This is a genomic window from Flagellimonas meridianipacifica, assembly GCF_003001695.1.
GTDB classification, from domain to species: domain Bacteria; phylum Bacteroidota; class Bacteroidia; order Flavobacteriales; family Flavobacteriaceae; genus Flagellimonas; species Flagellimonas meridianipacifica.
In genome coordinates this window covers 563,344-588,189 of record NZ_PVYX01000002.1, presented here as the reverse complement: position 1 = coordinate 588,189, position 24,846 = coordinate 563,344, and the positions used below count along the sequence as shown (strand labels likewise).

The following is a 24,846-nucleotide window of genomic DNA, read 5'->3' as shown; positions in this document are numbered from 1 at the left end:
AATGAAGAAAGCAAAGGGCTAATTTTAAGTCCATAGTAAAACCAAATACGTTCCTATGGCGTTAGATTCTAACGGAAATCCTGACAAATCAATAAGCAAATTTGAGTCAATGCTCAAGACAGATGATGTCTATTTTTTCGATGCAGAGGACTTTGAGGACATTATTCATTACTACTTAAATAACGGAAAAATCGCTTTGGGGAAGAAAGCCATCCAAATTGGCTTGGAACAGCACCCAAATTCTCTAGAATTAAAACTATTACGGGTTGAAGTCCTTGTTTTTGAGGACAAGTTTGAAGCAGCAGAACATATTTTGGATGAACTTCAAGACTTTGATGCCTTTAATGACGAAATCTATATTCAGAGGGCCAATATCTGTTCCAAACAGGATAATCACCAAGAGGCGGTCAACCTTCTTCTGGAAGCATTACATCATGCAGAAGATTCCTTCGACATACATTCATTATTGGGCATGGAGTATTTGTTTATGGATGACTATGAGAAAGCCAAGCGAAGTTTCATGAGATGTGTGGAGTTTGATGAAAGTGATTATTCCTCTCTTTATAATGTGGTATACTGCTTCGAGTTTTTGGAAGACTTTGAGGGTTGTATTCATTACCTGAATGACTATTTGGAACGCAACCCCTATTGTGAAGTAGCCTGGCATCAACTGGGTAAAATGTACTTCGCCCAAAACATGTATCAAGAGGCTTTAACAGCTTTTGATTTTGCAATCATTTCTGACGATTCGTTCATAGGTGCCTATTTTGAAAAAGGCAAAGTGTTGGAGAAATTGGGAAGGTACAATGAAGCCATTGAAAACTATGAAGTCACCATAACCATTGATGATCCTACCTCCCATGCATACCTCCGTATTGGAAAATGTCATGAAAAGTTGGGCAATGACGACTTGGCCAAATATTACTACTATAATACGGTACACGAAGACCCCTTATTGGATAAAGGGTGGTTGGCCATTACAGACTTTCATAGTAGACAGAAAAACTTTGAAAAAGCACTGTTTTATATTAATAAAGCCATCAATATCGACGGAGAAAATCCATTATACTGGAAAAAAGCTGCTAAAATTTATTTTCAATTGGGTAATTTGGATGAGGCCGACTTTGCTTACAAGCAAACGGTGGACTTAGGAAATTACGAACTGGACACTTGGATGGAATGGTCCGAAACGTTAAAAAGGGTAGGAGATTTTAACTCTTCCATTCAAGTACTCGTTCAGGGCATTGAGTTTTATCCCGAAGAGTCTAAATTGATTTACAAGTTGTCCGGTGTCTACTTAAAAAATAAGGAACTTGAAAAAAGTAAAGAAAAGCTCATGCAAGCCTTACAACTGAATTCTGAAAATCTCCATTTGTTTGAGAGTGAATTTCCTGAGTTTAAAAATTTCCACGGCTTAAAAATGCTTTTGTCAGAGTTCAAAAAGGCATCTACCTAACCTTTTTTCACCAATACATTTCTATGAAATCAAGAAAAACACTTGATTATCTATTCATCACCCTTAAGGGTATGGCTATGGGCGCTGCGGACGTAGTCCCTGGGGTCTCTGGAGGGACCATTGCCTTCATCTCCGGTATCTATGAAGAACTCATCACTTCCATCAATTCCATCGACTTATCTCTTTTCGGTACGCTCAGAAAAGAAGGAATCAAAGCTTTTTGGAATAAGATCAATGGAAATTTTTTATTGGCCCTATTTGTAGGGATTTTTATTAGCGTTTTCTCATTGGCCAGATTTTTAAGTTGGTTATTGGAAAACCAACCTGTTTTGTTGTGGTCGTTTTTCTTCGGATTGGTATTGGCCAGCGTTTTCTTTGTCGGAAAGGAAATCAAGAAATGGAATGTTGGAACAGTTGTGATTTTTTTAACAGGTGCAACGGTAGCCTATATAATTACAGAGCTACCTCCAAATGAGAATGTAGAGAGCCTCCCCTATTTGTTCCTTTCGGGTGCTTTAGCTGTTTGCGCCATGATTTTACCCGGTATCTCGGGAGCCTTTATATTGGTTTTATTGGGGTCTTATAAAACCATTTTGGATGCTGTACATGAAAGAGATATTAAAATAGTGCTAACCGTGGGAATAGGGGCCATTTTTGGGTTGTTGAGTTTTGCCCGACTCCTAAAATGGATGTTCAGCCACTATAAGAATTTGACTCTTGCCCTACTTACTGGCTTTATTTTAGGCTCTTTGAACAAAATATGGCCTTGGAAAAAAGTCTTGGAGACCAAAACTTTTGGTGACAAAACCATCGTTACCGACGAAATGAATGTATGGCCATGGAGTTTTGAAGGGGACAATCAATTGGCATTCGCTATTCTTTTAGCCATAATAGGTTTTTCGCTTATTTTTATCCTGGAAAAAACCGCTTCCAGAAAATAAAGCGAAAGGACACTACTACTGCATGCATCAAAGCCGGTCACTTTTGGACAACTTCTTTTTGGTCATAAAAGGCCTTTGCATGGGTGCTGCCAATAAAGTTCCTGGGGTATCTGGTGGAATCGTAGCATTTGTGGGCGGTTTTTACGAGGAATTTATTTACTCATTGCAAAAAATCAATTCAAAAGCAGCTAAATTACTCTTTAATGGTAGATTCCGAAGCTTTTTTCAATATACCAATGCCAAGTTTCTTTCATTACTGATATTGGGTATGCTCATAAGCTATTTTAGCATTTCCCGTGTTTTGGACTATTTTTTGGAAACCAAGGAACTTTTTGTGTGGGCCACTTTTTTTGGAATGATATTAGGTTCCATATACTACATTTCCAAAGATTTTGACCATTGGAACAAAAAGACCGTTATAGCAGGAATAATTGGTTTGGCGGTGGGTATCTCCATAAGCTTTCTGAGTCCCGCGACCCAAAACAATAATCTTTTTTTTATTTTTTTCTGTGGAATCATAAGTGTGTCTGGAATGACCTTACCCGGACTTTCGGGTTCATTTATCCTGATACTTCTGGGCAACTATGTGCTTCTTTTGGTAGATTCCGTCAACGCCCTTTACGACACCTTGGCAGAGATTCTATCTGGAGACTTTAGCTTTACAAAGAACACAGAACGCATGGAAACCCTTAAAATACTAACGGTCTTCACCTTGGGTTCTGCAGCTGGGCTTGTCACCTTTTCACATTTGCTCAGCTATTTGCTGAAGCATTTTAAAGAGATTTCCAATGCAGTGATTATAGGTTTCATTACAGGTTCTCTTGGGGTATTATGGCCATGGAAAAAAACCTTGTATAAAAAGGACGAAGCTGGTAATTTACTCAGAGATAGCAACGGTAACGAAGTAATTGCCAACTATGAACGATTTCTTCCTGATATGCAAAGTATGGAAACGTGGTGGGCCATTGTTTTTATAGTTTTGGGAATTTTGGTGTTGTTGGTATTGGACTGGTATGGAAAAAACAAAGATGAAAAACAGGTACGGACTGCTAGGTAAAAACATTTCGTATTCTTTCTCAAAAGGATATTTTACCGAAAAATTCAAATTGCTGGGGCTGCACGATCACAGCTATGAGAATTTTGACATCAAAACCATTGAAGAATTTCCAAGTGTATTGCAAGAATCCAATTTAAAAGGACTTAACGTAACCATTCCTTACAAGGAATCCATTCTTTCATATCTTTCGGAAATTGATTCGGATGCAAAACAGATTGGTGCAGTGAATACCATAAAGTTCACTGAAAATGGACTCAAAGGCTTCAATACAGATGCCTACGGGTTCCAAAAATCTTTGGAACCTTTTCTTAAAGCATATCACAAAAAAGCGCTTATTCTTGGTACTGGAGGAGCTTCAAAAGCCATCCGTTTCGTTTTGAACAATTTGGGTTTGGAAACCCAGTATGTTTCTAGAAATAAACAAAAAGATACGCTCACTTATAATCAATTGGATGATAGTGTATTAAATGAATTTACGGTAATCATTAACTGCACCCCTTTGGGTACTTTTCCAGATATAGACAAAAAGCCAGATATACCTTACGAATACCTAACCAATAGGCACTTTTTGTTCGATCTTGTGTATAATCCATCAAAGACCACTTTCTTAAAACTTGGACAAGAAAAAGATGCTTCTATTTGTAATGGACTGAAAATGCTTGAATTACAGGCAGATAGGGCTTGGGAAATATGGAATTCCTAATTCTGGGCTTCAAATGGTACAGAATAAGCTTCAAACTGTACAATGTCATAGTTAAACAAAAGAAGTATGGATACTTTTGCGATTAGCTAATTTAGTTGTTAACTTGGCTATAATTTCATCAATCCAAAGGAAAAAGACTACTAATGCAGGAAAATGAACGAAAACTTCAGGAAACTGAAGCTGGTGCTGAGCAAACTTCGGATAACATAAAGACATCATTGGAAGAAAGCCCCATTTCTGAACCAGGATTATCCGAGAAGACAGCTACGCCCGAGACTGAACCAGAATCCTCCTTGGGCGATACCGCTCCAGAGGAAGAAAAAAACACCCCAAAAGAGGTTGCGAAAGAGGAAACTGAAAAAGTAATTGAAGAAATAGAGGAATCCAACGCCGAGGATGCAGAGGATACCGATAATGAAAAAAGACATCACATCCCCTTTCTGGACTACCACGCCATGTCCATTGAAAACTTGGTGGGCGAACTGCAACGTTTGGTTAAAAACGAGAAAGTACAGGCCATAAGCAAACATGTAAGTGGCATCAAATATGAGTTCGACCAAAAATTCCAGGAGTTTTTAGACCACAAAAAAGAAGAATTTGTGGCCAACGGAGGCAATGAGATAGACTTCCGATACAATTCGGTAACTAAAAGGCAATTCAATGAGGTAATTGGCGAATACCGTGAAAAAAGAGACCACTACTATAAGCAACTTGAACAAAACCTTAAGGTTAATCTAGAAAAACGCCTTGAAATCATAGAAGAACTTAAGGGTCTGATGAACGTGGAAGAAGATATCAATAACACGTACAGAAACTTCAAAGACCTTCAGGAAAGATGGCGCAACGCCGGGCCAATACCGCGTAATAATTACAATGATGTATGGCGGACCTACCACCATCATATGGAAATCTTTTATGATTTCCTTCACCTAAACCGAGAACTCAGAGATCTTGATTTCAAGCATAATCTGGAGGAGAAGCTTAAACTGGTGGAAAAAGCCGAAGCCCTCGCAAATGAGACTGATTTAGGAAAAGCGTTCAGGGAATTGCAGACCCTTCACAAAATCTGGAAAGAAGATATCGGACCTGTTGCCAAAGAGCAACGCGAAGAAGTTTGGGAACGTTTTAGTAATGCTACAAAAGCACTGCACGAAAGGAGACAGGAGCATTTTAAGGAGCAGGAAATAGTATACGAAAAAAACCTGGAGAAAAAGGAAGAAATCATAGCTTCAATTATTGGTATTGCCGATAATATCTCCAATAACCATAAAGCACTGCAACAGCAAATCCGAGAAATTGAATCATTGCGGGAAGATTTCTTCAAGGCAGGCAAAGTTCCACAAAAGGTGAATGAGCAAACATGGAGTTCGTTCAAGGAAGCCGTGCGGAAATTCAATCGAGGAAAAAATGCTTTTTACAAAAACCAAAAAAAGGAACAACACCTAAATCTAGAGCGCAAGAAAGCCCTCTTAGACTTGGCTATATCATTAAAGGATAGCGAAGATTGGGATATGGCCACTCCTGAAATGAAGCGCATTCAGAGTGAATGGAAAAAGATTGGCCACGTTCCTAGAAAATACTCGGACAAAATCTGGAATGAATTTAAGGATGCTTGCAATCATTATTTTGACCGCTTGCACGCTGGAAAGAACAAAACCCATCAAGAGGAGTACAAAAACCTCGAAAAAAAGAACGAGTGCATGGACCGACTACGTGCGTTCCAGCTTAGTGGTGATAAAGAAAAAGACCTCGCGGATATAAAACAATTCATTGCCGAATGGAAAAGCTATGGCCGTGTACCTTTCAACAAAAAGCACTTAAACAGTAAGTTCAATAAAATCATTGATGCCCTATTTAAGAAAATTGGTGTTGGTCGCCAAGAGTCTGAGCTTATAAAATATGGCGATAAAATGAAGCAATTGGCTTCCACTGATGATAATCGTGCCATTCAGAACGAACGGACCTTTATCCGAAGAAAAATATCGGAAAGCAATGCAGAGATTCGGCAATTGGAGAACAATCTTCAATTCTTTTCCAGCGCTTCGGAAAACAACCCACTGGTAATGGATGTTGTGAAAAACATTGACCAACACAAGAAGGCGCTTGAAACCTGGAAGGCCAAATTAAAAAAGCTCAATATTCTAGAAAACAATAGAAGTAAAGGTGTTGTAGAAGAAGAAACCCCTAATTCTGAGGAAGAATAAGGGGTTCTTTTTTATTATTTTGCCACATTCACCGAACGTGTTTCTCTAATTACGGTTACCTTAACCTGACCAGGATAGGTCATATCGGTTTGAATTTTTTGTGAGATTTCGAATGAAAGCTCAGCAGCTTTATCATCGCTTACTTTTTCACTTTCCACAATCACACGCAATTCTCTACCAGCCTGTATGGCATATGCCTTCTGTACGCCGTTGAAGCCAAATGCAATATCTTCCAAATCCTTCAATCGCTGAATATACGAGTCCAAAACTTGACGTCTTGCCCCGGGACGGGCTCCACTAATCGCATCACAAACTTGAACTATGGGCGATATCAAAGTTGTCATTTCAACTTCATCATGGTGTGCTCCTATGGCATTGCACACCTCTTTTTTCTCTCCATATTTCTGGGCCCATTGCATCCCTAAAATAGCATGGGGAGTCTCAACTTCTGTTTCGGAGTTGGGCACTTTTCCAATATCATGCAAAAGCCCTGCTCTCTTGGCCAACTTCGGATTTAGGCCTAACTCTGCCGCCATAATCCCACAAAGTTTTGCCACTTCTCTGGAATGTTGCAATAAGTTTTGACCATAGGAAGAACGATACTTCATTCGACCAACCGCCTTTATCAACTCCGGGTGAAGTCCATGAATTCCTAGATCAATGACCGTTCGTTTACCAATCTCGGCAATCTCCTCGTTGATTTGTTTCTCGGTCTTTTTAACAATTTCTTCTATTCTAGCTGGGTGAATACGACCATCTGTTACCAATCTATGCAACGATAATCGAGCTACTTCCCTACGTACAGAATCAAAACAGGAAAGAATAATTGCCTCAGGTGTGTCATCTACAATGATTTCAACTCCCGTTGCAGATTCGAGTGCCCGAATATTTCTACCTTCACGACCAATGATCCGACCTTTAACATCATCAGATTCCAAATTGAATACAGAAACACAATTTTCAATGGCTTCTTCAGTGCCAATTCGCTGAATGGTGTTAATGATAATTTTTCGGGCTTCTTGTTGGGCGGTCAACTTGGTTTCCTCCAAGGTGTTTTGTAGATAGGCCATGGCATCTGTCTTTGCTGTTTCTTTCAAAGATTCCAACAATTGGCTTTTGGCCTCGTCAGCAGAAAGTCCGGAAATGACCTCTAACTGCTGCACTTGACTTTTATGAAGCTTTTCTACTTCTGTCTGTTTTTTTTCAAGAACCTCACTTTTATGGTTTACATCCTTGATTTGAACGTTGAGCTGTTCATTAAGCTTTTTATTCTTGGCCAATTCGTTGCTGACCTGGGATTCTTTGTCCCTTGTTCGCTTCTCAGCCTCTGCAATCTTCTTATCCTTGTTTATGATTACTTTTTCATGTTCGGCCTTCAATTCCAAAAACTTTTCCTTGGCCTGGAATATTTTGTCTTTCTTAATGCTCTCACCTTCCTTCTTTGCCTCTCTTACAATGTCTGCTGCCTCCTTTTTTGCGTTGGACATGGTTTTTGTCGCTTTCCCCTTCTCCATCATCTTAGCCACTAAAAAACCAATTAGCAATCCAACCACTCCAGCCACAATGATGAGTGTCGTGTTATCCATTTCTATTTGTGTTTGGTTATAAAAAAAGCCCACATTGGCCGAAGTTTTGTACAAACTCCTAATTACAGGTTTAGGGCTAACAAGTTGCTCAAAAATCCCTATACGAGTAGGGCCCGCTTTCACAACCTAAACTCACCCTTTTCAAATATAATAGTGTTGAGTTTGTCAAAAAATAATTACCAATGTGGGCAGTAACATTATTTTATTTAAAAGAACTTATTCGCCCAGTTTTGAATGTACCAAATCGTCAAGTGCCTTTAATCGCTCAAAGGCTGCTTTGCTACTTTCAGAACGGTCTATTCCGCTTTGCTCTATTTTGGACGCAAATTGCAGGGCACACATGGCCAAAACATCTTGTTTATCCCTTACCGCATAGTTCTGCTCAAACTTCTTGGCCAGACTTTCAATATTCTTGGCCGCCTTACGTAATCCCTCCTCTTGTTTGGGATCTATTGTCAAAGGATAAACCCTATCAGCAATGGAAAGCTTTATTTTTAGCTTTTCCTCCATATTGTAAACCACTAATCTGCAAGCCTTGCTATGCAAACGTCAAGTTCGCGAATCAATGTATTTATCTTGAGCTTAGCTTCTGTTTTATTTGTATTACTACCCAACATACTGTTTGCCATTTTTAGGGAATTATATTTTTCTTCCCATTCAGAGGCAATTTGCTGTTCTTTCGTCTTCTCTTTATGAGCCATTTCAAGCTCATTTTTTAGTTTGGAGTTGGTCTGTTGCAGCAGTTCCAATCGATGGAGCAGCTTGCTTACCTTATTCTCCAGTGAGTCAACAATCTCAACAAGTTCGCTCATATGCAAACAGAATGTGTAACATACAAATTTAACCATCCTAGGCTTACCTCGCAATTTTTTGGAGGATATTCTTCTTTTCACCAAGTAATATGGCCAAAGCTTTCCAAATCACTTTTTACACATAAAAACATTGGTTACATTCGTATTGAACTTATACCATACAACATGCGTATTTATGTTTTGGGGATTTGTGTTCTGCTTTCCAAAATTGCAATGGGACAGGAAAAATACCCCAAAGATATTTTCCAATCCCCGATGGACATCCCCCTTGTTTTGGCTGGAACTTTTGGCGAACTGCGTTCCAATCACTTTCATGCGGGAATAGACATTAAAACCCAAAGAAGGGAAGGATTGCCCATTTATGCCATTGCTGATGGAACAGTGACCCGCATCAAAATCTCTCATTGGGGATATGGCAAGGCACTGTATGTCGCTCATCCTTCTGGACATACTTCGGTATATGCGCATCTCCAGAAATTTGGTCCGGGAATAGAGGAGTACATCAAAAAGGCCCAATACAAAAAACAGTCCTATGAAATTGAACTGTTTCCGGATTACGGTGAACTTAAAGTGGAAAAAGGCAACGTTATTGCCTATTCAGGAAATTCTGGAAGCTCTGCCGGTCCCCACCTACATTTCGAAATACGAAACAGCGTCACCGAAAAACCAACAAACCCACTTCTTTACGGATATGAAGTCAGGGATGCCACCAACCCAACGCTAATCAGCCTCTTTGGTTACCCTCTTTCCGATGATGCTGTTGTCAATCAAAGTGCCAAAAAGGTTCAATTGAATTACAGTAAACAAGCTGATGGTAGTTTTTTGGCAGACAAAGTGAACGCCATAGGAACCATAGGTTTTGGTTTTAATAGCTTTGACCGCCAAGATTTAGCGGCAAACAAAAACGGGGTTTACTCCGTGAAACAAAGGGTCAATGGCAAAATCTTTTCGGAATATGACTTTGAAACTTTTTCTTTTGCAGAGACTCGCTATATAAACACGTTGATTGACTACGAACATTTCGGAAAATATAAACAACGCGTTCAAAAAGCCTTCAAGGAACCTTCAAACCGACTTTCCATCTACAATACTATGCACAATGATGGGAAAATAACCATTCAAGAAGGTTTGAGCTACACTGTTGAATTGCTTATTTCCGATTATGAAGACAATGAAATAAAACTTGTTATCCCCGTTGAAGGAAAAAGAGAGGAGATTAAAATCCCTAGAAATGATGATAAAACCGAGAATTTTGTCATTGCCAGCAAACCCAACAATTATGATTTGGGTGCCGCCAAAGTCTATTTTCCGTCCAACACCTTCTATGAAGACTTTTACATCAATTTGAAAAAAGGAAAGGATACAATCACCATCCATGACAATTCGGTGGCCGCACATCGAAATTTCACGATTAGTTTTGACGCCTCTCCTTACAATGCTTCAGAAAGAAAGCAAATGTTCATTGCCCGTTTAGACCTTAAGGACAACCCCAGATACCATAGAACATACAAAAGGGACAATGCCTTTACTACCAGAACCCGGTCCTTTGGGAGGTACACCTTGGCCAAAGATACCGTGGCACCAACCATTAAACCCAGAAATTTTAAGGAAAAACAGTGGTTAAGCAATTACAGCTATCTTAGTTTGGAGATAAGTGATGACCTCAGTGGAATTTATAGTTACAGGGCCACTTTAAACGGTAAATGGATTTTAATGGAATACGAACCCAAAAAGAAGACCATAACCTATAATTTTGACGATAACATTTTGGATAAGACGCAATGTGATCTTAAAGTTATCGTTACTGATAATGTGGGCAATACAACTACCTTTGAACAAACCTTCTTCCGTAAATAATGCTTCGCTTTTTAGGTCTTTTTTATTAGGGTGGCTTTTTTTTGCCTCTTTCATTTGCAAAGCTCAAGATGCCATCATTACCGGTATTGTACTGGATGAAAATCAGATTCCCCTTTCCGGAGTGAACATAGCCTCCAATAATGAAGGAACGAGTACAGATGAAAGTGGATATTATCTGCTTCGAATAACCGCCGAAGTAAAAACCACCGTAAGTTTTACCCATATTGGGCACAAAGAAGTGGTTTTGGAAGATTTGGTTCTTACCACCAACGAAACATTTGAGTTTAATCCAGTTATGAAAACGGATGCTATTCAAATAGCAGGTGTTTCGGTTTCTCCTTCGGGGGACAAAAGAGTGGATGGAATAACTACAATTGCACCTGAAATAGTGCGGAACATTCCTGGAGCAAATACTGGGGTTGAAAATATTCTGAAACTGCTTCCGGGTGTTTCTTTCAACAATGAACTAAGCACACAGTATAATGTACGAGGTGGTAATTTTGATGAAAACTTGGTGTATGTTAATGGTATCCAGGTGTATCGCCCCTTTCTGGTCAGGTCCGCACAACAGGAAGGTTTAAGCTTTGTAAATAGTGACATGGTAACCGATGTTTCCTTTTCCTCGGGAGGATTTCAAGCTAAATATGGTGATAAAATGTCATCAGTTCTTGATATTTCATATAAAGAACCTGCTGATTTTGGCCTTCGTGTTCAAGGAAGTCTCTTAGGAGCAAGCTCTACTTTGGAAACCATTTCAAAAGATAAAAAATGGACCACTTTGACCGGGGTTAGGTATAGAGACAACAGCCTTTTTGTGAACAGTCAGCAGACCAATACCAATTTCAATCCCTCTTTTCTGGATTTGCAAAATTTTATGACCTACCGCTTTTCCAAAAAATTCCATTTTAGCTTTTTGGGTTCCTATGCTATCAACAACTATGAAAATGAACCCCTCAACAGGCAAACCAATTTTGGCACGATCAATGAACCCAGGGCACTGATTATTTTTTATGAAGGCCAAGAAAACAATCGCTACGAAAATGCCTTAGGTGCGATTAAAGCAGATTTTTTTGTCAATAAGAACACAAAAATGGATGTTGCGGCTTCAATCTACCATACCCAGGAAGAAGAATTTTCCGATATTATAGCGTCATATGAATTAGGTGATATAGATACCAATTTGGCAAATCCCTCCTTAGGGGAAGTTACTACTTCTAGAGGGGTGGGGTCTCAACAGTCCAGAGCAAGGAACCATTTGGACGCCTTGATATTCAATCTAAACCATCAAGGGCGATATCAAAAAAATGGAAATGCTTTGGAATGGGGTGCTCGATTCACACATGAAGATTTTAGGGACCAGCTAAGAGAAGCAGAATTTCTGGATTCTGCTGGTTTTTTTATAAGACCCCCCAATCCGGAATTTATAAACAACCAACCTGAAGAACCTTTTGAAGGGGACATTGAGCCTTTTGAAAGTGTACGTGCTACTAACTTTACCAAAACCAACCGCCTAGCGGGTTTTCTTCAGTATAGCAAACAAACCTTATGGAGAAATCATGATGTTTACTTCAATATTGGGTTTAGACTTCAACATTGGATCTTGAGCGGGGATGGTTTTGAACGGAATGCACAAACCCTGTTTAGTCCAAGGGCCCAATTTGCGATAAAACCAGATTGGAAAAGTGATATTCTGTTTCGATTGGCCATTGGCAGCTATCAACAACCTCCTTTGTATAGAGAGCTGCGTGACCTTACCGGAAACATCAACCCAGAGGTTCGTGCCCAAAAATCAATCCACTATGTATTAGGAAGCGAATACAGTTTTAATCTCTGGGACAGACCGTTCACTCTTATGGGTGAAGCCTATTACAAGGATTTGCGTGATGTGAATCCCTTTACCATTGAAGATGTTCGCATCCGCTATGCGGCACAAAATAATGCTGTAGCTTATGCCGCTGGTTTTGACTTCCGTTTAAATGGTGCTTTTGTTCCCGGAACAGAATCTTGGGTAAGCCTGGGTTTTTTGAGAACTGAAGAAAACATTGATGGTCGTGGTTACATTTCTCGACCCACGGACCAACGATTTAAACTTGCTGTACTCTTCCAAGACTATGTGCCCAACATACCAAGTTTGAGAATGTATCTGAACCTGGTTTACCAAACAGGTGTTCCAGGAGGTTCACCCAGCAATGCAGACCCCTATGATTTTCAGAATAGATTAAGAGATTACAGGAGGGCAGATCTAGGAATTTCATATATTTTTGCAGACGGAAAAACCAGCCACCCCAAAGGACATTGGTTACATAAAATCAAAGAGTTGAGTGCAGGTTTTGAAATTTTCAACATGTTCAATAATCAAAATTCCATTACAAATACCTTTGTTCGGGATATTGATACACAACAACAATTTGCCGTGCCCAATTTTCTCACTAGTAGAGTTTTTAACCTTAAGTTTGCCCTTAGGTTGTAATGCAGACCTTTAAGCTGATGATGAAGCGTATTTTTTTCTTGTTTGTGCTAATGAGTGTAGTTCAAGTTTCTGCACAAAAGAATATCTATGAAAATCGAAGATTTGACGAACTAACGGAGAATCATGAAGTTTTGGCTATTGTGCCTTTTATAGCCAACTTGGATTTGGAACAGGAAATTCCACCTATGGAACTTAAGAAACTCGCAGAAAAAGAGGGGTATGCCGTACAAAATGCTTTGGAAACCTATTTCTCACAAAGAAAGAAAAGAAAAAAATTCAATGTAGATTTTCAAAATATTAAAGACACGAATGCCGTGCTGAATCAAAATGGTATAGATTATGGCAATTTGGACATCTACACCACAAAACAGCTCTGTGAAATCTTGAAAGTGGATGGGATAATAAGCGGAAACTTAAATCTAAACATATTGCTCTCCAAAGGTGTTCCAACTGATTTTAGTTTTTTGGATTATTTCAGCGGTAATGCGGACTATGGCCGAATAGGGGTAAAAGTTAGCGATGGCGAAACCGGTAAGTTGCTTTGGAAGTATGAAAAAGCCATAACCAAAAAAACTGGTAAAAATACCATTGAATTAATTGATAAAATGATGAAGTTGGCCTCCAGAAAGTTTCCCTACGACAAAGAAAAAAAGCGAAAAAAGAAGGCTAACCAGCAGCAAACTCCTTGAGTACACCAATGGTATAATCCAACTCTTCCTTGGTGTTGTATTTAGAAAACGAGAAACGAATGGAGGGTTTCTCCAATTCTTCGGCCGTCAAAATCTCCCGAAGCACATGAGACCCCATATTACTTCCGGACTGGCACGCACTTCCCTTGGAACAAGCTATTCCCTTCATATCCAAATGGAATAGGAGCATTAATGCTTTCTGTTTGTCAAATGGTAATCTCACATTAGCCAAAGTGTATGTACTTCTTTCTAGGTCATCAGAAAGGCCATTGAATTCCACTTCAGGTAGCTCAAGCTTTATCTTTTCCACAAAATAAGCCTTCAATTCCTTGACCACCTTACTTTCTTCTTCCAAGTTCTCGTAAGCTTTTACAAAGGCTTCCTCTAAACCAACTATGTTATGAAAAGGTTCTGTACCTGCTCTATAACCCCGTTCTTGGGATCCTCCAAAAATTAAAGGTTTCAATCCAGAATTTTTACGAATGAATGCAAAGCCAATACCTTTTGGTCCATGAAACTTATGTGCCGCAGCGGTAAAAAAGTCTATTGGAGTCTTAGTAACATCCCATGGATAATGCCCCACAGATTGAACCGTATCTGAATGGAACAAAGCTCCATTTTCAGAGCAAAGTCTTCCAATATGCTCTATGTCAATAATATTTCCAATTTCATTGTTGACGTGCATGAGACTGACCAACTTTTTGGAATCATCTTGTTTCAATAAAGCTTCTAAATGACCCATTTCGGGATTGCCTTCCATATCCAATTCCACAAATTGTAGCTGGATTCCATACTCTTTTTCCAATTCTTCTGCGGTATGCAATACTGCATGATGCTCAATTTTGGTCGTTATAATGGTCTTTACACCCAAATCTCGTACCGCGCACCTCAAAATCATATTGTCCGCTTCTGTTCCTCCTGAAGTAAAAATAATCTCCGAAGGGTGTGCATTCATCATTTTTGCAATGGTTTTCCGAGCCTGCTCCACTTCCGTTTTTGCAGTTCTACCAAAACTATGGGTTGAAGAAGGATTTCCGTAATGAGCCCCCAAAGCCTCATGCATACGCTGTATTACCTCTTCCCTAATTTGGGTAGTGGCGGCATTGTCCAAGTATACTTTTTGCATCGACTAGCTATCAAATTTGATTTTTCAAAAATAGGTCAATTGCGTTAATTTCTTTTAAAGAATTCCTTGGTTTGATATGTATTCAATTAAATTTGGCCCATGAAAAAAATAGTGCTCTCCTTGGTATGCTTCGGATGTTTAATTGCCTGTAGTGACGGTGACTTGCAAATTGAAACCATCGATTTCAATAGTGTTTCCGTCCAATCTTGCGACAATCCGGTAACCACCTCAACTACACTTTTGTTTAAAATCAACGATAGTGAGGCCCTCATTCTAGAGTTACAAACCGGAGTTTTGGACAATGGTGTAGTTGGAGAGACGATTACTACAGAAAGTTCAATTCCAAGCCAATCCTCCCTCACTTATCGTATTTTTTCCGATGGTATTACGTCCAGTTATTTTTGCGATGCCATTCCTCCAGCTACTCCTGTGGTAGTGCAAGAAGTAGAAGCACAAGATGGCATGGTCATAATTCAGACTACCGCAAATACGGATAGCACAAGTTTCGTACATACGCTAAGCTTAAGTGGTATTTCTTTTGTGAACGAAGCCGGGGAAAGAATAACCAACCTGGCAGTTGATGAATTTGGTGAGGTGACCACAGCAATACCTGCCGAAACAGCTGCAACCAATCAGTAATTCTGATAAATGTAGACCTCAGTAGCCCCTAAACCATATTTTTGATATTCGGCATCATAAAATTTTAGGTTTTCGTACTTATTGAAGAGGTAATGCAGTTCTTCTTTCAAAACTCCCTCACCTACCCCATGAATGAATACAACCTTTTGGATTCGGTTTTTTATCGCAAAGTCCAATTGACGTTTTGCTGTATCGATTTGTACATTCAAAATATCAAAATTGGACATACCCCATGTGGATTTCACTAAATGGTTGATATGAAGGTCCACCTCCATTTTTGGCATATTCCTTTCTTTGGGCTTTACTGTTGCCAATTTCCTTTTCTTGGGGATTTCTTTCTCTTTCTTAACCTTTGCCACTTCATAATTGGACACAGCAAATGTTTGTCCTGTTTTGACCAGCTCTGAGGCATGGAAATCCATAGAAAACCCATCTTCAAGCTGCACTTTGATTAAATCACCTTGCACGGCTTCAACAACTCCCTGGAGAGAATCATCCAGCACTTCCACTTTGTCACCCACTACAAAATCCGACATCACAACAGTTTGTTAAAAAAAAACAATAGAAAGTGTAAAAATAATGGTAATTTTCGATGCCTAAGTTCATGTGATGAAACCAATAATAACCACATTGTTAATTCATAACGAAAGGTACATGATGCCATGCCTGAACAAAAAGCTGTTTGGTGTGGAATGCCCGGGATGTGGTTTACAACGTTCGTTAGACTTATTATTACAAGGCGAATTTTTGGCTGCTTTTAAAATGTATCCAGCGATATATCCAATAATTTTTCTAATTCTCTTTTTGGGCTCTACTTTATTTATAAAGTTCAAGCACTCTGTATTTTTAAAATGGTTCTTTGCGACTCTTACGGCAGGGACCATCATCGTAAGCTACTTAATAAAAATGTATAATCTTTACAACTAAAACCAATACAAATGGAACAACAAAAACTGCCAAACTCAACATTAATATTAGTCTTCGGTATCATATCCATTGTCACATGCTGTTGCTATGGGGTACTTGGACTTATTTTTGGTGTCATAGCTTTGGTTTTGGCCAACAAGGCCCTAAAACTATATGCCGAAAATCCTGAAATGTACGATGGTGTTAAAAATGTAAAAACTGGAAAGACTTTAGCTATCATTGGTATTGTTTTAAATGTGATTTACCTGCTAATGACTATTTGGGCCATTTCTACTTTTGGTTGGGAAAATCTTCAGGATCCAGAAAGAATTCAAGAACTATTAGAGCAGTATCAATAAATTAATAAATCACCTTTTAACCAATAATTTCATCTTATGGAAAACAATTCGGGTTTGCCGCCAAAACCAAATAATTATCTGGTATGGGCTATTTTAAGTACTATTTTTTGCTGTCTACCAACTGGAATAGCCAGTATTGTTTATGCGAGCAAAGTGAACGAGGCCTATGCGAGGGGCGAATACGAAGAGGCTGAAAAAGCCTCTAAAAATGCAAAAATGTGGGCTATGATTGGAGCAGGTGTTGGTCTACTTGTAACAATAGTCTATTTTATCTTTTTTGGATTTGCCATTTTTGCCAGTGCTGCCGATGCAGGTTTTTAAAAGAATAGGTTTTATGACATTGGGAGTGCTGCTTGTTTTCGCAGCACTCCATTTTTTTTCTCATAATCCAGAAAAGACCGAAACCCGCTACTTTTTTCCAAAATGCCCAGTAAAAGAGCATCTGGGTATATACTGTTCTGGCTGTGGTTCGCAAAGAGCGGTACACGACCTCTTACATTTTCGGATAAAGGATGTATTCAGCCACAATTTCTTGTTTCTTCCCTTCTTGCTATTGGTATTTCAGCATGTTTTAGCAAAAAACAAGCTTGGATTCTCAAAAAGTCTTATTGACTATCGACACGCCCCGATACTCATTCTTTTTGTAATTGTGGGTTTTATGGTTCTAAGAAATATCAAGGGTTATCCGTTTGAGTATTTGGCCCCCTAGTTCGCCACCTCACTTATGAACTTAAGGCGGTAGAGACGCAGCTCTTCATCCTCATAATCTCCTTCAAATTCCTCGACCGCTTCAGAAATGGAATCCGTATCTGCTTCCAGAAAATAATCGTGGATTTCTTCTTGTTGGTCCTCATCCAAAATCTCATCAATCCAATATGAAATATTCAGTTTGGTACCACTAAAGACTATTTGTTCCATTTCCTTGATAAGTGCCGGAAGTTCCAGTCCCTTGGCTGATGCTATATCATCCAAAGGCAGTTTACGATCTACATTCTGGATAATGTACAGTTTGAGTCCTGAATTGGCCCCTGTACTCTTTACGACTAAATCATCTGGTCGGATAACCTCATTTTCCTCAACATAACTTGTAATTAACTCAACGAAAGGTTTTCCGTATTTCTTTGCCTTGCCTTCACCTACCCCATGTATGTTTAGGAGTTCCTGCATGTTGATAGGATATTTTAAGGCCATATCATCCAACGAAGGGTCCTGAAAAACCACAAAAGGAGGTACTTGCAGTTTTTTAGCCTCCCTTTTTCTGAGGTCCTTAAGTAATTTCAACAAGTTTTCATCTGCTGCTCCCCCACTCGATTTACCCGCTGTTATAATACCATTGTTGGATTCTTCGGTATACACATGATCTTGTGTCATCATGAAGGAAGAGGGATTTTCCAAAAAGGTTTTGCCCATTTCTGTTAAGTGCAAAATACCATATCTCTCAATTTCCTTCTTTAGCAATCCTGCTACCAATACTTGTCGAGTTAGAGCCATCCAAAACGCTTCATCCTTTGCCTTACCAATGCCGAAAAAGTCTTTTTCATCCGTTTTGTGGGAGGAAATCATAGCGTTGACCTTACCCACCAATATTTTTACGATTTCTTTGGTTTTAAATTTTTCGTTGGTCTTTTGGACCACAGTAAGTAGCTGAAGAACTTCTTCCTGGGCTTCTTCCTTTTTCTTGGGATTACGGGTATTGTCGTCCATATCCGCGCCCTCTCCATTCACCTCATCAAATTCTTCGCCAAAATAGTGTAGGATGAATTTTCTTCGAGACATGGATGTTTCCGCATAAGCCACAATCTCTTGTAGCAATGCATTCCCTATTTCCTGTTCTGCCACAGGTTTTCCAGACATAAATTTTTCCAGCTTTTCCACATCCTTGTACGAGTAAAAAGCCAAACAATGTCCTTCTCCGCCATCTCTCCCAGCACGTCCGGTTTCCTGATAATAGCTTTCTATACTTTTTGGAATATCATGATGGATGACAAAACGCACATCCGGTTTATCGATTCCCATTCCAAACGCAATGGTGGCCACCACGACATCCACCTCTTCCATAAGGAACATATCTTGGTATTTAGAACGCGTTTTGGCGTCAAATCCCGCATGGTATGGCACAGCGCTCACGCCATTCACCTGAAGCACTTGGGCAAGTTCTTCCACTCTTTTTCTACTCAAACAATAAACAATACCCGATTTTCCTTGATTCTGCTTTACAAAACGGATAATATCGGCATCAACATTTTGAGTCTTTGGTCTAACTTCATAAAAAAGATTTGGTCTATTAAAGGATGCCTTAAAAACCTTGGCATCAGTTATCCCCAAATTCTTGATGATATCTTCCTGAACTTTGGGTGTTGCCGTAGCAGTAAGTCCAATTATGGGAATGTCGTCCCCTAGCCTGGCAATAATACTTTTCAGATTTCGGTACTCAGGTCTAAAATCATGGCCCCATTCCGAAATACAATGCGCCTCATCTACAGCAACAAAAGAAAGTGAGACCGAACTTAGGAAATCAACATTCTCTTCCTTGGTCAAGGATTCTGGTGCTACGTACAAAAGCTTGGTTACCCCATTACAAATATCCTCCTTGACTTGTTTGACCTCAGTTTTGGTAAGTGAAGAGTTCAATACATGGGCAATGCCGTGTTGTTCGGAAACACCGCGAATGGCATCCACCTGATTTTTCATCAAGGCGATAAGGGGAGAAACCACTATGGCAGTACCTTCCTTCATTAAAGCTGGAAGTTGATAGCAAAGGGATTTACCGCCTCCCGTGGGCATGATTACAAAGGTATTCTTGTCGTGAACGATATTTTTGATTACATCTTCTTGAAGCCCCTTGAACTGCGAAAATCCAAAATATTTTTTGAGGGACTCAAGTAAGTCGGAATTTGTAAGATTCATTTTCCGTATTTCTATTTAAACCTATCAACCAATAAAGAAGAGTTTCTCTCTAACATTCTTAGACCCTACATAAAAAAAGGGTCACTTTCCTCAACACATAAATAGTCTGGTAAAAGATAGTTTGTTTAGTTTTGTAATCTTAAATATAAGACATTCTTTTAGGAATGCAACCCAATAAACTTTTAATTAACTTGAGCGACACGCAGTCCATTTTATCCATTGCCAAACGTACTATTGAAATTGAAAGCAAGGCCATAGCCAATCTTGTGGATTACCTTGATGATCAATTTGCCGAAGCCGTCCAACACATTTTGGAGTGCAATGGTAGGGTCGTAGTTTCCGGTGTTGGAAAGAGTGCCATAATCGCTTCCAAGATTGTGGCCACCTTAAATTCTACAGGAACTCCTGCGATTTTTATGCATGCTGCAGATGCCATACATGGTGATTTGGGAACGGTTCAACAGAATGATGTGGTCATTTGTCTTTCAAAAAGTGGAAACACGCCAGAGATAAAAGCCTTGATTCCGCTTATCAAACTGAGAAAAAACAAATTGATTGGGATTACGGGAAACATGGATTCCATTTTGGCCAAGCAAGCCGATTTTACACTGAATACTTTTGTAGAAAAGGAAGCTTGTCCCAATAACTTGGCTCCCACAACAAGCACTTCTGCCCAAATGGCCATGGGCGATGCTTTAGCGATTTGTCTTTTGGAATTGAGAGGTTTTAGCCGTGATGACTTCGCCAAATATCATCCAGGAGGCACTCTAGGGAAAAAGTTGTATTTACGGGTTTCCGACATAGCATCGCAAAACCAAAAACCCAAAGTCAGCGTTAACTCCAGTGTAAAGGAAGTTATTGTTGAGATTTCAGAAAAAATGTTGGGAGCAACGGCGGTTATAAATGAAGACAAAGTTGTAGGTGTAATTACGGATGGAGATATTCGAAGAATGCTGAAAAAATATGATAATATTAGCACCTTGACTGCTAAGGACATTATGACCCAAAATCCCAAATCCGTCACTAAAGATACCTTGGCCGTAAAGGCATTGGAACTGCTTCAGGAAAAAGGAATAACCCAGCTTTTGGTATTGGACGGGGATGAATATCATGGTGTGGTGCATATCCATAATCTCATAAACGAGGGAATTCTATAATGGCAAAGACTACGACCCAAGACCCTAACGAAATGTCCTTCTTGGACCATTTGGAAGAGTTACGATGGCATTTGATTCGCTCCACGCTGGCTATCGTTTTGGTTGCCTGTGGAGCCTTTGTAATGAAGAGTTTTATTTTCGATACTATTCTGTTCGGACCGAAGAACCTGGATTTTCCTACCTATCAGTTTTTCTGTCGAATTGCCACTTTTTTTGGTATTGATTCCGATTTTTGTGGGGAATCGTTGCCCTTCACTATTCAAAGTCGACTGATGGCGGGGCAGTTTTCGGCCCATATCTGGACCTCCATTTGGGCTGGGTTCATTATTGCTTTCCCCTATGTACTTTTTGAAATGTGGCGATTCATAAGCCCAGGGTTGCACGCGAATGAACGGAAGTATTCACGGGGGTTCATTTTGGTAGCATCATTTCTATTCTTTTTAGGGGTCCTCTTCGGATATTATGTAGTGGCCCCACTATCCATTAACTTCTTGGGCACCTACCAGGTAAGTAAAGAGGTTACAAACGAAATCGATTTGGCCTCGTATGTTGCCACGGTAAGGGCTTCGGTAATTGCCTGCGGAATTATGTTTGAACTACCCATTATTATCTACTTTTTGACAAAAGTAGGATTGGTGACCCCCGAAATTCTTAAAAAATACAGAAAGATTGCCTTGGTACTGGTGTTGATACTTTCCGCTATTATAACACCTCCAGATGTTGCGAGCCAAATTGTCGTGGCAGTCCCCGTACTTATCTTATACCAGGTTAGTATTTACATTTCCAAAGTTGTTTTACGAAACGAAGCGAAAAAAGCGAAACAAAATGCCAAATAAAGTAGAAGAGTTCAATGCCTATCGTTCCAAAATGAACGAGAAGATATTGGCAGACAATAACAAAATCATCAAGCGTATTTTCAATCTGGATACCAATGCTTTTATGGAAGGTGCTTTGGATGTTAAGACGAAAGAATTATTGGGTTTGGTAGCTTCTGCGGTTTTGCGATGTGACGACTGTGTAAGTTATCATCTGGAAAGTGTCAAAGATGCAGGAGCCAGCAAAGAAGAGGTAATGGAAACCTTGGGTATAGCCACCCTAATAGGAGGCACAATAGTGATTCCACATCTAAGAAGAGCCTACGAGTATTGGGAAGCGCTTGAGGAAACGGATTCCTAAAAAGATGATAAAACCCACCCCTTTCATGTGGAATATGATTAGATTTGGCAGGTTTTTATGAAGCTTAGGGCAGAAAATATAATGAAAGCCTATCGTGGGCGGAAGGTGGTAAAAGGCATCAGCCTTGAGGTAAACCAAGGAGAAATTGTTGGCCTCTTAGGTCCTAACGGTGCTGGAAAAACAACCTCTTTTTACATGATTGTTGGTTTGATTAAACCCAATGGCGGTAAAATCTTTCTGGACGACATGGAAATCACCACTTTCCCCATGTATAAAAGGGCGCAAAACGGTATTGGTTACTTGGCCCAGGAAGCATCTGTTTTTAGGAAGCTGAGCATTGAAAAAAACATACTAAGTGTACTACAGCTAACCAAACTGAGCAAAAAGGAGCAGCACATGAAAATGGAGTCGCTCATTGACGAGTTTGGATTGGGCCATATTCGTAAAAACCGTGGGGATTTGCTTTCGGGTGGGGAGCGTAGACGTACTGAAATTGCGAGGGCTTTGGCAACTGACCCCAAGTTTATATTGTTGGATGAGCCTTTTGCAGGGGTAGACCCTGTAGCTGTAGAAGATATTCAACGTATCGTAGCCCAATTAAAAAATAAGAACATAGGCATCTTGATTACCGACCACAATGTACAGGAAACACTGGCCATTACGGAGCGCTCCTACTTGATGTTTGAAGGGGGAATCCTCAAGGCAGGCATCCCCGAGGATTTAGCCAAAGACGAAATGGTTAGAAAGGTGTATCTGGGGCAAAACTTTGAGCTCAGAAAGAAAAAGCTGAATTTCTAATTTGTTCAACTTGTCTTTGCCAAAAGGGACATAAGAATATACAGCACTATAATAATGGGCACGGCTAAAAACTTTAGGGTCAATAGCAATACAAGACTTCCAATTAAAAAGAGATAGCGTACCTCATTTCCCTTAAATCCCCAATGCTTAAACTTTAAGGCGAACAATTCAATCTTAGCATTTAAAAGAAATGCACTCAGCAAGGTGAGCACAATTAAAAACCATTCGTTGAGAATAATCTCGTTTAAAGCATCATTGGAATGATAAAAAAGAATAAGAGGTAAAGAAAGAATGAGCAACGCATTGGCTGGAGTAGGTAATCCTGTAAATGAGCTCACTTGATTCTCATCAAGATTGAACTTAGCAAGACGATATGCGGAAGCTAAGGTAATTACAAAACCAAAAAATGGTAGTAATGCCATTTCACTTCCCAAAAGACCAGTACCCCATCCCCCTGTTTGGGACATATTCAATAACTGAAACATTACGATTCCAGGAACAACACCACTGGTAACCATATCCGCCAAAGAATCCAGTTGAACCCCTATTTCACTCCGTACGTTGAGCAAACGAGCTGCAAGACCATCCAAGAAGTCAAAGAAAATCCCTAGAAACACAAAAAGTGCGGCCAATTCCAGTTTGTTGAGCACAGCGAAAACAACCGCTATGCATCCACTAAAAAGATTTAAAAGGGTAATGAAATTGGGAATGTGTTGTTTCATGAACGGTTAGATTTTGGTAAAAATAACCTAAAAAACATAGTGTGATAACCTAAACACTAGGCTATGTTGGTTTTATTCTGATATTTGCCAAGTCAACAGCGCTTATGAAAATTCGCATATTACTTTCCATACTCTTACTGTGCGCATTCAACCTTGGGTTTAGTCAGGCTCCAGGACTTTCAGATAACTCCCAAATCAGTGTGCTTACCTGTGCAACCGGTGATCAACTTTATTCAACATTCGGGCATACAGCGATTCGGGTTCAGGACCCTGTTTTGGAAATCGATGTGGTTTATAATTATGGAACTTTTGATTTTGATCAGCCCAATTTCTACTTAAATTTTGTCAAAGGCAAGATGATATATTCCCTATCCAGAAGGTCTTTTGATAATTTCCTGTTTGAGTACGAATTGGAAAAAAGATGGGTAAAAGAACAAATTCTGGATTTGACTCTAAATCAAAGAAATGAATTCCTGGTCTTTTTAGAAAAAAATTATCTACCTGAGAATCGTGATTACTTATACGACCCTTTGCTGAACAATTGTTCCAGTATTACAGGAGATATTTTAGAAAAGCTATTTGGAGATGCCGTTGCCTTTGGAGAATCGCATTTGGAAAAGCAATTTACATTCCGCCAATTGGTAAGACAATTTTTAAATATCAATTCGTGGTCCGCTTTTGGAATAGACTTAGCCTTTGGTTCGGTTGTTGATCGAGAAGCTACAGTAAGGCAACACATGTTCCTTCCCTATTATACCTTGGACCAATTGGACAACACTACGATTAATGGTAAGCCTTTGGTGAAAAGACAGCGGAACGTCTTGGACTATTCTGAGCAAGAACAAAACGGATATTTCCCGCTATCTCCCCTTTTTTGGTTTTCTCTGTTTTTGGTTTTTGTAGCTATTATAACGTATTTGGACGTAAGACATAAAACCAGAAGCCGATGGCTTGATTTTTCCATGTTGCTGATTTCTGGCTTGGTAGGTTTAGTATTACTGCTGCTTTGGGTGGCCGCGGATCATACTTCTACTCCTTACAATTATAATATTCTTTGGGCATTTCCATTGAATTTAGTCGTTGCATTCATTCTCGTTTTTCAGCCACAACTCCCTGAGTGGACTCCTCGTTATTTCATAGTGGCCATAAGTTTAATCGGGTTGGTCTTACTGTTTTGGATTTTTGGGGTTCAAGCCTTCTCCCCTGTTTTGATTCCTCTATTCTTGGCTTTAGGGATTCGATATTGGTATTTCCTTCGTTGCTATAGATTAAAGTATTGAA

General features: G+C 39.5%; 25 protein-coding genes and 1 other RNA gene. 18 read left to right on the top strand and 8 right to left on the bottom strand.

Annotated features, from left to right (window positions below; translation table 11 throughout):
• Positions 1 to 55: 55 nt before the first annotated feature.
• The 5 genes from CLV81_RS12590 to CLV81_RS12570 all read left to right on the top strand — a co-directional run bounded on the left by CLV81_RS12590 (position 56) and on the right by CLV81_RS12570 (position 6,361).
• Positions 56 to 1,456, top strand: a complete 1,401-nt coding sequence (locus CLV81_RS12590) for a tetratricopeptide repeat protein (protein ID WP_106145467.1) — start codon at positions 56 to 58, stop codon at positions 1,454 to 1,456.
• 23 nt (positions 1,457 to 1,479) lie between these two features.
• Positions 1,480 to 2,397, top strand: a complete 918-nt coding sequence (locus CLV81_RS12585; protein ID WP_106145466.1) for a polyprenyl-phosphate transporter — start codon at positions 1,480 to 1,482, stop codon at positions 2,395 to 2,397.
• A gap of 22 nt (positions 2,398 to 2,419) precedes the next feature.
• On the top strand, positions 2,420 to 3,454 hold the full coding sequence (locus CLV81_RS12580; RefSeq protein WP_106145465.1) for a DUF368 domain-containing protein: 1,035 nt from the start codon (positions 2,420 to 2,422) through the stop codon (positions 3,452 to 3,454).
• Positions 3,426 to 4,157, top strand: coding sequence for a shikimate dehydrogenase family protein (locus CLV81_RS12575; RefSeq protein ID WP_245912009.1), 732 nt, complete (start codon positions 3,426 to 3,428; stop codon positions 4,155 to 4,157). The genes CLV81_RS12580 and CLV81_RS12575 overlap by 29 nt, the downstream gene beginning before the upstream one ends.
• A 143-nt stretch (positions 4,158 to 4,300) precedes the next feature.
• On the top strand, positions 4,301 to 6,361 hold the full coding sequence (locus tag CLV81_RS12570; RefSeq protein ID WP_106145463.1) for a DUF349 domain-containing protein: 2,061 nt from the start codon (positions 4,301 to 4,303) through the stop codon (positions 6,359 to 6,361).
• Positions 6,362 to 6,375: 14 nt separating this feature from the next.
• Here CLV81_RS12570 and rny read toward each other — a convergent pair whose 3' ends face one another.
• From rny to CLV81_RS12550, 4 genes are all read right to left on the bottom strand, one after another.
• Positions 6,376 to 7,947 (bottom strand): ribonuclease Y, encoded by a 1,572-nt coding sequence (gene rny, locus CLV81_RS12565; RefSeq protein WP_106147523.1) that lies wholly within the window; start codon positions 7,945 to 7,947, stop codon positions 6,376 to 6,378.
• A gap of 52 nt (positions 7,948 to 7,999) precedes the next feature.
• A non-coding RNA gene (ssrS, locus tag CLV81_RS12560) (6S RNA) lies at positions 8,000 to 8,109 on the bottom strand.
• 54 nt (positions 8,110 to 8,163) lie between these two features.
• Complete coding sequence (locus CLV81_RS12555) at positions 8,164 to 8,457, bottom strand: cell division protein ZapA (RefSeq protein ID WP_106145462.1); 294 nt, start codon at positions 8,455 to 8,457, stop codon at positions 8,164 to 8,166.
• Positions 8,458 to 8,468: 11 nt separating this feature from the next.
• A complete protein-coding gene (locus tag CLV81_RS12550; RefSeq protein ID WP_106145461.1) occupies positions 8,469 to 8,759 on the bottom strand; it encodes a hypothetical protein in 291 nt (96 codons plus the stop codon).
• A gap of 165 nt (positions 8,760 to 8,924) precedes the next feature.
• On the opposite strand from CLV81_RS12550, the gene CLV81_RS12545 reads away from it, so the two are divergent.
• From CLV81_RS12545 to CLV81_RS12535, 3 genes are read left to right on the top strand one after another with little or no spacing between them, the layout of a single operon-like run.
• Positions 8,925 to 10,616: a M23 family metallopeptidase gene (locus tag CLV81_RS12545; protein ID WP_106147521.1), complete on the top strand. Its 1,692-nt coding sequence runs from the start codon at positions 8,925 to 8,927 to the stop codon at positions 10,614 to 10,616.
• Positions 10,591 to 13,086, top strand: coding sequence for a TonB-dependent receptor (locus CLV81_RS12540; protein ID WP_245912007.1), 2,496 nt, complete (start codon positions 10,591 to 10,593; stop codon positions 13,084 to 13,086). Before CLV81_RS12545 ends, CLV81_RS12540 begins: the two co-directional genes overlap by 26 nt.
• Positions 13,087 to 13,106: 20 nt before the next feature.
• Positions 13,107 to 13,775 carry a hypothetical protein gene (locus CLV81_RS12535; protein WP_106147519.1) on the top strand — a complete coding sequence of 223 codons (669 nt, stop codon included), beginning with the start codon at positions 13,107 to 13,109 and terminating at the stop codon, positions 13,773 to 13,775.
• Here CLV81_RS12535 and CLV81_RS12530 read toward each other — a convergent pair.
• A complete protein-coding gene (locus CLV81_RS12530) occupies positions 13,753 to 14,901 on the bottom strand; it encodes a cysteine desulfurase family protein (RefSeq protein ID WP_106145459.1) in 1,149 nt (382 codons plus the stop codon). The genes CLV81_RS12535 and CLV81_RS12530 overlap by 23 nt on opposite strands.
• Before the next feature lie 99 nt (positions 14,902 to 15,000).
• Here CLV81_RS12530 and CLV81_RS12525 point away from each other — a divergent pair, with 99 nt between their 5' ends.
• Positions 15,001 to 15,540 carry a hypothetical protein gene (locus tag CLV81_RS12525; protein WP_106145458.1) on the top strand — a complete coding sequence of 180 codons (540 nt, stop codon included), beginning with the start codon at positions 15,001 to 15,003 and terminating at the stop codon, positions 15,538 to 15,540.
• On the opposite strand, the gene CLV81_RS12520 is transcribed toward CLV81_RS12525, so the two are convergent.
• Positions 15,534 to 16,076: a Smr/MutS family protein gene (locus tag CLV81_RS12520; protein WP_106145457.1), complete on the bottom strand. Its 543-nt coding sequence runs from the start codon at positions 16,074 to 16,076 to the stop codon at positions 15,534 to 15,536. The genes CLV81_RS12525 and CLV81_RS12520 overlap by 7 nt on opposite strands.
• A 73-nt stretch (positions 16,077 to 16,149) precedes the next feature.
• Here CLV81_RS12520 and CLV81_RS12515 point away from each other — a divergent pair, with 73 nt between their 5' ends.
• From CLV81_RS12515 to CLV81_RS20920, 4 genes are read left to right on the top strand one after another with little or no spacing between them, the layout of a single operon-like run.
• Complete coding sequence (locus tag CLV81_RS12515; protein WP_313790287.1) at positions 16,150 to 16,467, top strand: DUF2752 domain-containing protein; 318 nt, start codon at positions 16,150 to 16,152, stop codon at positions 16,465 to 16,467.
• Between the two features lie 11 nt (positions 16,468 to 16,478).
• Positions 16,479 to 16,805, top strand: coding sequence for a CCC motif membrane protein (locus CLV81_RS12510; protein WP_106145456.1), 327 nt, complete (start codon positions 16,479 to 16,481; stop codon positions 16,803 to 16,805).
• Positions 16,806 to 16,841: 36 nt separating this feature from the next.
• Positions 16,842 to 17,126 carry a CD225/dispanin family protein gene (locus CLV81_RS12505; protein ID WP_106145455.1) on the top strand — a complete coding sequence of 95 codons (285 nt, stop codon included), beginning with the start codon at positions 16,842 to 16,844 and terminating at the stop codon, positions 17,124 to 17,126.
• On the top strand, positions 17,113 to 17,514 hold the full coding sequence (locus CLV81_RS20920; protein WP_106145454.1) for a DUF2752 domain-containing protein: 402 nt from the start codon (positions 17,113 to 17,115) through the stop codon (positions 17,512 to 17,514). The genes CLV81_RS12505 and CLV81_RS20920 overlap by 14 nt, the downstream gene beginning before the upstream one ends.
• On the opposite strand, the gene recQ is transcribed toward CLV81_RS20920, so the two are convergent.
• Positions 17,511 to 19,712: a DNA helicase RecQ gene (recQ, locus tag CLV81_RS12495; RefSeq protein WP_106145453.1), complete on the bottom strand. Its 2,202-nt coding sequence runs from the start codon at positions 19,710 to 19,712 to the stop codon at positions 17,511 to 17,513. The genes CLV81_RS20920 and recQ overlap by 4 nt on opposite strands.
• Positions 19,713 to 19,903: 191 nt before the next feature.
• Here recQ and CLV81_RS12490 point away from each other — a divergent pair, with 191 nt between their 5' ends.
• Genes CLV81_RS12490 through lptB form a run of 4 tightly spaced genes read left to right on the top strand, consistent with a single transcriptional unit; the run spans position 19,904 to position 22,843 of the window.
• Positions 19,904 to 20,869, top strand: a complete 966-nt coding sequence (locus CLV81_RS12490; RefSeq protein WP_106147515.1) for a KpsF/GutQ family sugar-phosphate isomerase — start codon at positions 19,904 to 19,906, stop codon at positions 20,867 to 20,869.
• Complete coding sequence (tatC, locus tag CLV81_RS12485) at positions 20,869 to 21,705, top strand: twin-arginine translocase subunit TatC (RefSeq protein WP_106145452.1); 837 nt, start codon at positions 20,869 to 20,871, stop codon at positions 21,703 to 21,705. Before CLV81_RS12490 ends, tatC begins: the two co-directional genes overlap by 1 nt.
• The gene (locus tag CLV81_RS12480) at positions 21,695 to 22,045 is read left to right on the top strand and encodes a carboxymuconolactone decarboxylase family protein (protein WP_106145451.1); all 351 of its coding nucleotides are present in this window, start codon (positions 21,695 to 21,697) and stop codon (positions 22,043 to 22,045) included. Before tatC ends, CLV81_RS12480 begins: the two co-directional genes overlap by 11 nt.
• 57 nt (positions 22,046 to 22,102) lie before the next feature.
• Entirely contained in the window at positions 22,103 to 22,843 is a 741-nt protein-coding gene (lptB, locus tag CLV81_RS12475) for an LPS export ABC transporter ATP-binding protein (RefSeq protein WP_106145450.1), read from the top strand.
• Between the two features lie 5 nt (positions 22,844 to 22,848).
• On the opposite strand, the gene CLV81_RS12470 is transcribed toward lptB, so the two are convergent.
• Positions 22,849 to 23,565 (bottom strand): CDP-alcohol phosphatidyltransferase family protein, encoded by a 717-nt coding sequence (locus tag CLV81_RS12470; RefSeq protein ID WP_106145449.1) that lies wholly within the window; start codon positions 23,563 to 23,565, stop codon positions 22,849 to 22,851.
• A 104-nt stretch (positions 23,566 to 23,669) separates the two neighbouring features.
• Between CLV81_RS12470 and CLV81_RS12465 the strand changes: the two genes are divergently transcribed.
• Positions 23,670 to 24,845 carry a lipoprotein N-acyltransferase Lnb domain-containing protein gene (locus CLV81_RS12465; RefSeq protein WP_106145448.1) on the top strand — a complete coding sequence of 392 codons (1,176 nt, stop codon included), beginning with the start codon at positions 23,670 to 23,672 and terminating at the stop codon, positions 24,843 to 24,845.
• Position 24,846 lies beyond the last annotated feature (1 nt).

What these genes read in the sequence shown, in the direction of transcription:
- CLV81_RS12590 (WP_106145467.1), top strand. Translation starts at nt 56, where the DNA reads ATGGCGTTAGATTCTAACGGAAATCCTGACAAATCAATAAGCAAATTT.
- CLV81_RS12585 (WP_106145466.1), top strand. Translation starts at nt 1,480, where the DNA reads ATGAAATCAAGAAAAACACTTGATTATCTATTCATCACCCTTAAGGGT.
- CLV81_RS12580 (WP_106145465.1), top strand. Translation starts at nt 2,420, where the DNA reads ATGCATCAAAGCCGGTCACTTTTGGACAACTTCTTTTTGGTCATAAAA.
- CLV81_RS12575 (WP_245912009.1), top strand. Translation starts at nt 3,426, where the DNA reads ATGAAAAACAGGTACGGACTGCTAGGTAAAAACATTTCGTATTCTTTC.
- CLV81_RS12570 (WP_106145463.1), top strand. Translation starts at nt 4,301, where the DNA reads ATGCAGGAAAATGAACGAAAACTTCAGGAAACTGAAGCTGGTGCTGAG.
- rny (WP_106147523.1), bottom strand. Translation starts at nt 7,947, where the DNA reads ATGGATAACACGACACTCATCATTGTGGCTGGAGTGGTTGGATTGCTA.
- CLV81_RS12555 (WP_106145462.1), bottom strand. Translation starts at nt 8,457, where the DNA reads ATGGAGGAAAAGCTAAAAATAAAGCTTTCCATTGCTGATAGGGTTTAT.
- CLV81_RS12550 (WP_106145461.1), bottom strand. Translation starts at nt 8,759, where the DNA reads ATGAGCGAACTTGTTGAGATTGTTGACTCACTGGAGAATAAGGTAAGC.
- CLV81_RS12545 (WP_106147521.1), top strand. Translation starts at nt 8,925, where the DNA reads ATGCGTATTTATGTTTTGGGGATTTGTGTTCTGCTTTCCAAAATTGCA.
- CLV81_RS12535 (WP_106147519.1), top strand. Translation starts at nt 13,107, where the DNA reads ATGAAGCGTATTTTTTTCTTGTTTGTGCTAATGAGTGTAGTTCAAGTT.
- CLV81_RS12530 (WP_106145459.1), bottom strand. Translation starts at nt 14,901, where the DNA reads ATGCAAAAAGTATACTTGGACAATGCCGCCACTACCCAAATTAGGGAA.
- CLV81_RS12525 (WP_106145458.1), top strand. Translation starts at nt 15,001, where the DNA reads ATGAAAAAAATAGTGCTCTCCTTGGTATGCTTCGGATGTTTAATTGCC.
- CLV81_RS12520 (WP_106145457.1), bottom strand. Translation starts at nt 16,076, where the DNA reads ATGTCGGATTTTGTAGTGGGTGACAAAGTGGAAGTGCTGGATGATTCT.
- CLV81_RS12515 (WP_313790287.1), top strand. Translation starts at nt 16,150, where the DNA reads ATGAAACCAATAATAACCACATTGTTAATTCATAACGAAAGGTACATG.
- CLV81_RS12510 (WP_106145456.1), top strand. Translation starts at nt 16,479, where the DNA reads ATGGAACAACAAAAACTGCCAAACTCAACATTAATATTAGTCTTCGGT.
- CLV81_RS12505 (WP_106145455.1), top strand. Translation starts at nt 16,842, where the DNA reads ATGGAAAACAATTCGGGTTTGCCGCCAAAACCAAATAATTATCTGGTA.
- CLV81_RS20920 (WP_106145454.1), top strand. Translation starts at nt 17,113, where the DNA reads ATGCAGGTTTTTAAAAGAATAGGTTTTATGACATTGGGAGTGCTGCTT.
- recQ (WP_106145453.1), bottom strand. Translation starts at nt 19,712, where the DNA reads ATGAATCTTACAAATTCCGACTTACTTGAGTCCCTCAAAAAATATTTT.
- tatC (WP_106145452.1), top strand. Translation starts at nt 20,869, where the DNA reads ATGGCAAAGACTACGACCCAAGACCCTAACGAAATGTCCTTCTTGGAC.
- CLV81_RS12480 (WP_106145451.1), top strand. Translation starts at nt 21,695, where the DNA reads ATGCCAAATAAAGTAGAAGAGTTCAATGCCTATCGTTCCAAAATGAAC.
- lptB (WP_106145450.1), top strand. Translation starts at nt 22,103, where the DNA reads ATGAAGCTTAGGGCAGAAAATATAATGAAAGCCTATCGTGGGCGGAAG.
- CLV81_RS12470 (WP_106145449.1), bottom strand. Translation starts at nt 23,565, where the DNA reads ATGAAACAACACATTCCCAATTTCATTACCCTTTTAAATCTTTTTAGT.
- CLV81_RS12465 (WP_106145448.1), top strand. Translation starts at nt 23,670, where the DNA reads ATGAAAATTCGCATATTACTTTCCATACTCTTACTGTGCGCATTCAAC.